Source organism: Frankia sp. AiPs1, from assembly GCF_023716945.1.
In the GTDB taxonomy this organism is placed as follows: Bacteria; Actinomycetota; Actinomycetes; order Frankiales; family Frankiaceae; genus Frankia.
This window is the reverse complement of sequence record NZ_JAMQQF010000862.1, coordinates 1-1,739: the sequence shown is the minus strand read 5'-3', so window position 1 is coordinate 1,739 and position 1,739 is coordinate 1. Positions and strand designations below refer to the sequence as shown.

Here is a 1,739-nt window from a genome sequence, read left to right as displayed (position 1 = left end):
GTCCGCGGCCGCGGTGAGCGCGTGCAGCGCCGCCTCGACCGCGTCCGGGTCGCGCTCGGCGCGCAGCCGGCGCAGCTTGTCGATCTGTTCGGTGCGCACCGCCGAGTTGTCGACCTTGAGGACCTCGATCGCCTCGTCGGCGTCGACGCGGTACTTGTTCACCCCGATGAGCGGCTGACGGCCGGCGTCGATGCGCGCCTGGGTGCGCGCGGCGGCCTCCTCGATGCGCATCTTGGGGATGCCGGCGTCGATGGCCTGCGCCATCCCGCCGGAGGCCTCGACCTCGCTGATGTGCCCCCACGCCTTGCGGGCCAGGTCGTAGGTGAGCCGCTCGACGTAGTGGCTGCCGCCCCACGGGTCGATCACCCGGGTGGTGCCGGACTCCTGCTGCAACAGCAGCTGGGTGTTGCGGGCGATGCGGGCGGAGAAGTCGGTGGGCAGCGCGAGTGCCTCGTCAAGGGCGTTGGTGTGCAGCGACTGGGTGTGGCCCTGGGTGGCGGCCATCGCCTCCACGCAGGTGCGCACCACGTTGTTGAACACGTCCTGGGCGGTCAGCGACCAGCCCGACGTCTGCGAGTGGGTGCGCAGCGACAGCGACTTCGAGCTCGTCGGGGAGAACTGGTTGACCAGCCGCGCCCACAGCAGCCGGGCCGCCCGCAGCTTGGCGACCTCCATGAAGAAGTTCATCCCGATCGCCCAGAAGAACGACAGCCGCGGGGCGAACGCGTCGATCGCCAATCCCGCACCGAGGCCCGCGCGGAGGTACTCGACGCCGTCGGCGAGGGTGTAGGCGAGCTCCAGGTCGGCCGTCGCGCCGGCCTCCTGCATGTGGTACCCGGAGATGGAGATCGAGTTGAACTTCGGCATCTTCTGCGAGGTGAACGAGAAGATGTCCGAGATGATCTGCATCGACGGCTGCGGCGGGTAGATGTAGGTGTTGCGGACCATGAACTCCTTGAGGATGTCGTTCTGGATGGTCCCGGCAAGCTGCGCCGGGGCCACCCCCTGCTCCTCGGCCGCCACGATGTAGAGCGCGAGCACCGGCAGCACCGCGCCGTTCATGGTCATCGACACGCTCATCCGGTCCAGCGGGATGCCGTCGAAGAGCTGGCGCATGTCGAGGATGGAGTCGATGGCCACCCCGGCCATGCCGACGTCGCCGGTGACCCGCGGGTGGTCGGAGTCGTAGCCGCGGTGGGTCGGCAGGTCGAAGGCGACCGACAGGCCCTTCTGGCCGGCGGCCAGGTTGCGCCGGTAGAACGCGTTCGACGCCGCCGCCGTGGAGAACCCGGCGTACTGGCGGATCGTCCACGGCTGGGTCACGTACATCGCCGGGTACGGGCCGCGCAGGAACGGCGCGACGCCCGGGTAGGTGCGCAGGAAGTCGAGGTTCGCGGTGTCGCTGGCGGTGTAGAGCGGCTTGACCGCGATGCCCTCGGGGGTGTCCCAGGTCAGGGCGTCGACGTCCTTGCCGGTCGCCGCCTCCAGCGCGGTGCGCCACTCGGCCTCGGGGGTGTCCGCGCCGGCCGGCGGCCCGCCGAGCTCCACCTGGGAGAAGTCCGGGATGGCGGCGGCGCGCCGGTTCGAACTGTCCACGGACATCAGCGCACTCCCGCCTCGGCCTGCGACGCCTGGAGCACGGCGACCGCATTGCATCCTGTGAAGACGTACCCGTCGATGCCCGCCTCGGCGTCGGCCTGGGCGCGCGAGCCCGGCTGGCCGGCGAGCCACACCTGGCG

At 70.7% G+C, this 1,739-nt stretch carries 1 protein-coding gene; it reads right to left on the bottom strand.

The genetic code is table 11. From position 1 onward, the window contains the following. Positions 1 to 1,602 (bottom strand): methylmalonyl-CoA mutase (gene scpA, locus ND748_RS31370; protein WP_251749915.1); only part of this gene is annotated, 1,602 nt, incomplete at its 3' end. Between the last annotated feature and the right edge of the window lie 137 nt (positions 1,603 to 1,739).